Source organism: Caldibacillus thermoamylovorans (genome assembly GCF_000751775.1).
Taxonomy (GTDB): Bacteria; Bacillota; Bacilli; order Bacillales; family Caldibacillaceae; genus Caldifermentibacillus; species Caldifermentibacillus hisashii.
The window spans coordinates 1-7245 of record NZ_CCRF01000063.1 but is presented as its reverse complement, the minus strand read 5'-3'; the positions used below and the strand labels follow the sequence as shown (position 1 = coordinate 7245).

At 38.1% G+C, this 7245-nt stretch carries 6 protein-coding genes; 5 read left to right on the top strand and 1 reads right to left on the bottom strand.

What is annotated here, in order from left to right:
- The first annotated feature begins 374 nt into the window (after positions 1-374).
- Together BT1A1_RS10675 and BT1A1_RS10670 are read left to right on the top strand one after the other, a co-directional pair.
- Positions 375-2927, top strand: a complete 2553-nt coding sequence (locus tag BT1A1_RS10675) for a vitamin B12-dependent ribonucleotide reductase (protein WP_034770977.1) — start codon at positions 375-377, stop codon at positions 2925-2927.
- A gap of 453 nt (positions 2928-3380) precedes the next feature.
- Positions 3381-4265: a patatin-like phospholipase family protein gene (locus BT1A1_RS10670; RefSeq protein ID WP_034770975.1), complete on the top strand. Its 885-nt coding sequence runs from the start codon at positions 3381-3383 to the stop codon at positions 4263-4265.
- Between the two features lie 18 nt (positions 4266-4283).
- Here the strand turns inward: BT1A1_RS10670 and BT1A1_RS10665 are convergent, their stop codons facing one another.
- Positions 4284-4643: an SA1362 family protein gene (locus BT1A1_RS10665; RefSeq protein ID WP_034770973.1), complete on the bottom strand. Its 360-nt coding sequence runs from the start codon at positions 4641-4643 to the stop codon at positions 4284-4286.
- Between the two features lie 277 nt (positions 4644-4920).
- On the opposite strand from BT1A1_RS10665, the gene BT1A1_RS10660 reads away from it, so the two are divergent.
- The 3 genes from BT1A1_RS10660 (at position 4921) to efp (ending at position 7168) form a co-directional block, all read left to right on the top strand.
- Positions 4921-5424, top strand: a complete 504-nt coding sequence (locus BT1A1_RS10660; RefSeq protein WP_034770970.1) for a YqhR family membrane protein — start codon at positions 4921-4923, stop codon at positions 5422-5424.
- A gap of 106 nt (positions 5425-5530) precedes the next feature.
- Positions 5531-6592 (top strand): M24 family metallopeptidase, encoded by a 1062-nt coding sequence (locus BT1A1_RS10655; RefSeq protein ID WP_034770968.1) that lies wholly within the window; start codon positions 5531-5533, stop codon positions 6590-6592.
- Between the two features lie 18 nt (positions 6593-6610).
- A complete protein-coding gene (gene efp / locus BT1A1_RS10650) occupies positions 6611-7168 on the top strand; it encodes an elongation factor P (RefSeq protein WP_034770965.1) in 558 nt (185 codons plus the stop codon).
- Positions 7169-7245: the final 77 nt, after the last annotated feature.

Below are 7245 nucleotides of genomic sequence, written 5' to 3'. Positions count from 1 at the left end.
AAGGTTGAACAAAAACAGTGATCGTCACAGTACCGCGCATACTTTCAAAAGAAAAAAACTTCAACATTAGTACACTCGGTTTCAATAATTTAGTTATAATTCAACAAAAGAGTATTTATTTTTCCATTCTCCTTTGATAGAATTTACTTTTGTTGAAACATAACAAATATCGACGAAGTAGGTAATTGGTCACTTTTTTTTAAGGAGGTATTGACAAAAATAGACAAATATGCTTGCAAGCACAATATATAGTTGCAAAAAATTTTTTATACCACTATATATTGAATTAGTGGGCTTTCTATGTTAATGTAAAAAGTATAAAAGACAGCTAGATTTGTCAGCAGTTATGATTTATATATAAAGGAGATGGATGTATGGCTGTTGCATTTAAAGAAACACCAAAACTGAATATTAAAAAGTTGAATGATGCGATTCGACTTTTTCCACAAGTTCATCCGATAACCGAGGATATGAAGATCACTTTTAAAGGTGTATCCAGGCTCGTTATGATTGACCGTTATTCATTTAAAGACACGGAAAAACTGACTTTATCTGAAGGCGATTTTGTTGTATTGACGGTAAAAGAGGATCCGAAATTCCCGGCGAGAGGATTAGGTTACATAGTCAATATTGATTGGGAATTAAAGAAAGCATCCGTCCTTGTGGAAGAAGAATATCGCGGTGTCCTTGAGCAACAAGAAGAAAGAGAGTCAGGGATAATCGTTCGCTCCCTTGATGTCATTGAAAAACCATTAGAAATTTTCTATGAGCAAATTGCCAAACGGAATGCAACTGGCCTTGCAGAAGTAGAAGAGTCTGAAGAAAAAATTCAGGAGTGGACAGAAAAATTCTATCAAGAACTTGTCCAATTGAACTTTATCCCGGCAGGTCGCGTGCTTTACGGGGCAGGTTCAGGTAAGGAAGTAACCTATTTTAATTGTTACGTGATGCCTTTTGTTCAGGACTCACGGGAAGGAATTTCTGAGCACCGTAAGAAAGTAATGGAAATCATGAGTCGCGGCGGTGGAGTAGGGACGAACGGTTCAACCTTAAGACCGCGTAACACACTGGCAAGAGGCGTAAACGGTAAATCAAGCGGTTCGGTTTCATGGTTAGATGACATAGCGAAACTTACACATCTTGTTGAGCAAGGTGGGTCCCGTCGTGGAGCTCAAATGATTATGCTTGCGGACTGGCATCCGGATATTATTGAATTTATTATTTCCAAAATGCAAAACCCAAGAATTTTACGGTTCTTGATTGAAAATACCAAAGACGAGCAAATTAAAAAGCTTGCTAAAGAAAAATTGAAATTTATTCCGTTAAAAGAAAATGAACGGATCATGTATGAAGGAATTGTCCGTTATAAAAATATTCCGGGTTTTGGTGGTTTTACAGAAGAAGTGATTAAGGAAGCCGAAGAAAAATTACGTGACGGCGGAACCTATGATGTGAATAATCCGGAATTTTTAACCGGGGCGAATATTTCCGTTTGTTTAACAAAAGAGTTTATGAAAGCTGTTGAAAATGACGGTGAATATGAATTACGCTTCCCGGATGTTGAAAAATACAATCCGGAAGAAATGAAAGAATACAACGAAAAATGGCATGAAGTCGGCGATGTTCGCGAATGGGAAAAGATGGGCTATCGCGTCCGTACGTATCGGAAGATCAAAGCAAAAGAACTATGGAACTTAATTAATATTTGTGCAACCTATTCGGCAGAACCGGGCATTTTCTTCATTGATAACGCCAATGACATGACAAACGCCAAAGCTTACGGGCAAAAGGTTGTAGCGACCAATCCGTGCGGCGAACAGCCTCTCGCACCATATTCTGTTTGTAATTTAGCTGCAGTAAATTTAGCAAACATGGTCAATAAAGAAACAAAACAAGTTGACTTTGAAAAATTAAAACAAACGGTCAGAACCGGTGTAAGAATGCAAGATAATGTTATCAATGCGACTCCTTACTTTTTGGAAGAAAACAAAAAACAAGCACTTGGTGAACGCCGAGTAGGACTTGGTGTAATGGGTCTAGCCGACTTACTAATTTACTGTGAAAAAGAATATGGATCCCAAGAAGGAAATGAACTTGTCGATAAAGTTTTTGAAACAATTGCGACAACAGCTTACAGGGCTTCCATTGAGTTAGCGAAAGAAAAAGGGAGCTTCCCGTTCCTTGTCGGTGAAACGGAAGAAGAAACAAACCGTCTGCGGAAAGCCTTTATTGAAACAGGTTTTATGAAAAAAATGCCTGAAGATATTAGAGAATCCATTTTAGAAAGCGGAATTCGTAACTCCCACTTGCTAACTGTTGCTCCAACTGGATCTACTGGGACAATGGTTGGAGTTTCCACAGGCCTTGAGCCTTACTTCTCCTTTACTTATTACCGCAGCGGACGACTCGGTAAATTCATGGAAGTGAAGGCAGAGATTGTTCAAGAATATTTGGATAAACATCCGGAAGTTTCTCCAGACAACTTGCCACATTGGTTTGTAACGGCAATGGATTTAGCACCGGAAGCCCATGCAGATGTTCAATGTGTGATCCAACGTTGGGTAGACTCGTCTATCAGTAAAACGGTAAATGCACCACAAGGCTATAGCGTTGAACAAGTTCAAAAAGTATATGAGCGTCTATATAAAGGCGGTGCCAAAGGTGGTACAGTGTATGTTGACGGAAGCCGTGATACACAAGTATTAACTTTAAAGGCAGAAGAAAATAGCCATAAAGAAGATGCACACCATCATCATCCGACAAAAGTTGTTCTTGTTGAAACCATTCAAGATCTCCGTTCAACGGATGTCACAATCGGCTCGGAAATCGGCGACACATGCCCGGTTTGCCGTAAAGGGAAAGTGAAAGAAATCGGCGGCTGCAATACTTGTGATAACTGCGGTGCCCAATTAAAATGCGGTCTGTAATACCCTTTTAAAAGTAAATAAATAAGTGTAAATAACATAAAAAATAGCATGGTGATTCAATAGAATTCACCGTGCTATTTTTTATTACGAGCAAAAGATTCCCTAGAAAGGTGAGAAAAATGTGAATGATCCCGAAAAAAAACAGCTTGCCTGCTGTACTAATTTCGTTGTCCTTTGATTAAACATAAAGTAATTAAGAAAAGCGCGGGGTGTCCGAGCCGTTTGTTCTCTTAAAATATATAAAAATCATAAGAAAACGATCCTTTTCGTCTTACCGTACAGAATGGGACGTTAAAAAAACAATTCAATTTAGCTCACTTTTACAATATATAGCAGGATTTTTCACAAAAATGATAAGTAAGTAATCGTACGGATTTTTTTGCATTTTTCAGTGGCCTCGTGCGGACGGATCATCTCTTAAAATTAGAAAAAAATCAACGGAGGCGGTTTCCTTTGTATATTGACGGGGTGTTTTCAGGAGGAGGTATAAAGGGGTTAGCCTATATTGGCGCTTACCAGGCTTTAGAAGAGCACGGTTTCCAATTTAAAAGAGTAGCCGGTACAAGTGCCGGAGCAATTATTGCTGCATTTATTGCAGCGGGATTTACCAGTGAGGAGTTGAATAATGAATTAGGCAATCTCGAATTACGCACAATACTGGATGAGCCGAAAAGTATTTTACCTTATAAGGTATTTAAATGGTTACCAATTTACTGGAGATTAGGAATGTACAAAGGACAAGCGTTGGAAAATTGGCTTGATCAAACTTTACAAAAAAAAGGCGTTCGTACATTTGGTGACCTGCCACCTGGCGTATTGCAAATCATTGCATCGGATTTGTCAAATGGCAGGATCTTTATTCTCCCCAACGAACTGCACAAATACAATATTCCGTTTGAAAATTTCCCGATTGCAAAAGCCGTCAGGATGAGTTGCAGTTTACCTTATTTTTTTGAACCGGTACGATTAAAAATCAATCATCGCAAAATTGTTATTGTTGATGGCGGTGTTCTCAGCAACTTTCCTATGTGGTTATTTGATCGTGAAAATGTTATGAAAGAGCGCCCCGTTCTCGGTATTAAATTAAGTCCAAACATAAACGAGCAACCACCGAGGGAAATAAAAAATGCATTGCAAATGTTTGAAGCGTTATTTTCGACAATGAAGGATGCTCATGATACACGATATATATCGCGGAAACACGAGAAAAACATCATTTTTATTCCGACAGAAGGGATGTTAACGACCGAGTTTGGGATAACGAATGAAGGAAAAGAAGATTTAATAAAAATTGGCAAAGAAAAGACACTAAAATTTTTGAAAAATTGGGCATATTAAATATCTAATCAAGGATATTTAATGAATAGCCCGATTTTTCTTCTTCCCTTTTTTTCCTTCAATAACCGTTAAATGGGTACTTGATGTATATCTTTTCCGAACTGCCTGTTTCTTTTTTGAATCGACTTTTTTCTGCCCCCGCTTTATCCTTTTTTTCGATTGTCGTGCTGCTTTAATAAATGCCCTTTGTTCTTTCCTCATGGATTGATTTGGTAGGCCGAAATTTCTCATGACGAGAAAGAAAATCCCGATTATAATTGCACTGATTAATAAGAAACGAACCAGACGGAACGGTTGGAAAATAACCGTAACAGCTAAACCGATAATGCCGAGTACAAGAATGAAACTTGTTAAAATCTTTGCCAAATTTGCTTTCATTAGGGCCACCTCCTAAGAGCATTTTAAGCAAAATTTATATCAAATAAACATATTTACCAAAATTAATTCCAAATTACTCCTTTTCTAAAACTTAAGCCCCAAGTACAATAAGATCTTCAACATGATACGGTGGATTCCAATCATTTCTTCGCAACAAAATGAAATTATCTTATTCTACTTATATTCTACAAAAAAATAGGCAAAACCTCTACATTATTGGCAATAATTTATGAAAAAACAGAATTGCTTAGGACATACTATAATTGGAGGTGCTACAATGGAGAAAGCAAAATTGGAACAAAACCAACACGCAAAACCGCTCTCACCCATAACAACTTCAATAATTACCGGTTTTTTTGGCGGCGTATTCTGGGGTGCGGTCGGTTTGATGGCATATTATTTCAATTTCACGAAGATTCGTCCGAATACCATATTGGAACCGTGGGCAGTTGGAGATTGGAAAACAAGTTGGATTGGTACGGTTATCTCTTTATTGTTAATCGGGGTTTTAGGGATTGTTGCGGCATTACTTTATTATTTCACATTGAAAAAATTTCAAAACATCTGGGTTAGTTTCGGATATGGAATTGTATTGTTTGCTATTGTCTTTTTCCTATTAAATCCGCTGTTTCCAAACTTAGATCCGATTACTGAATTAGATAGAAATACGATCATTACAATGCTGTGTTTATATGTATTATTCGGTGTTTTTGTCGGATATTCGATTTCTTATGAATATAATGAAAAAATCGAGGAAAAAAGGAAAAATCATTCTACATAAATGATCTTAGTAAAAAATGGGGAGAATCTGAGCGATTCTTTTCCCAGTAAAGAAGTATATTATGGTAAAATATAGTATGTTAATGCTAAATAGGGAGAGAAAATGGATGAAAAAATTGGAACGTATTCGTAACGAATTTGGTCAGCTCGGTATTCAAGCTTTGCTGATAACGAGTCCGTATAATCGCCGTTATATTGCGAATTTTACCGGAACGACAGGTGTTGTCTTGATTACGGAAGAGGATGCTTATTTTATCACAGATTTCCGCTATATTGAACAAGCAAAAAGGCAAGCGGTCGGATATGATATCATACAACATAGCGGGTCAATACCGAAAGAAGTGGTTCGGATATGTAATGAAAAAGGTATAAACAAACTTGGCTTTGAAGAAGATGATGTCACTTATGCATTATACCAAGCGTATGTGTCAGAGTTTAAAGGAACATTGGTACCGGTAAGTGGTGTCATTGAAAAATTACGGTTGATTAAGACGGAAGAAGAGATTAAGATAATTAAGGTGGCTTGTGATATTGCTGACGCCGCTTTTAAGCATATTCTTGAGTTTATCCGCCCCGGGATCACAGAATTGGACGTATCCAATGAACTAGAATTTTTCATGAGAAAATGTGGGGCAACTTCATCTTCATTCGATACGATCGTCGCCTCCGGTCTGAATTCTGCTCTTCCACACGGGGTTGCATCCAATAAAGTAATTGAAAAGGGCGATATGGTAACACTTGACTATGGTGCCTATTATGATGGTTATGTATCAGATATAACTAGGACGGTTGCCGTTGGAGATCCTGGCGAACAATTGAAAAAAATATACGATATTGTCCTCCAAGCACAATTAAAAGGAATGGAAGAAATTCGACCTGGAATGACCGGAAAAGAGGCAGATGCAATCACGAGGGACTACATAACAGAACATGGTCATGGAGATGATTTTGGTCATTCTACCGGACATGGTATCGGCTTGGAAATCCACGAGGGACCAACCCTTTCAAAAAATTCGGAAGTTTTACTTAAATCGGGCATGGTCGTTACATGTGAACCGGGGATATATGTACCGGGATTAGGCGGTGTAAGAATTGAGGATGACTTAGTTATTACCGAACACGGGAATGAAGCCCTAACCCATTCAACAAAAGAACTAATTATTTTGTAATGAGCAGGAGGAAAGTGAATGATTTCAGTAAACGATTTTAGAACAGGACTCACCATTGAGGTTGACGGAGAAATTTGGCGCGTTCTTGATTTCCAACATGTAAAACCGGGAAAAGGTGCTGCTTTTGTCCGTTCCAAATTACGTAACTTGCGCACAGGTGCTATTCAGGAGAAAACATTCCGCGCCGGGGAAAAAGTGGAAAAAGCACAGATTGATAACCGGAGAATGCAATATTTATATGCAAGTGGCGATTCCCATGTATTTATGGATACCGAAAACTATGAACAAGTGGAGCTTCCGGCAAAACAAATCGAATATGAATTGAACTTTTTGAAGGAAAATATGGAAGTTCAAATTATTATGTTCCAGGGGGAAACACTTGGAGTCGAATTACCAAATACAGTAGAATTGGTCGTGACTGAAACCGAACCCGGAATTAAAGGGGATACGGCTTCGGGAGGTTCAAAACCGGCAACACTTGAAACCGGCCTTGTCGTTCAAGTCCCGTTCTTTATTAATGTTGGTGATCGATTAATTATCAATACGACAGACGGGTCTTATGTTTCCAGAGCCTAAAACTTGAAAAATTGTATATGAATAAGAAAGAATCTTGGCAAACGTCAAGGTTCTTTTTTTAGCTAATAGGAAAGTAT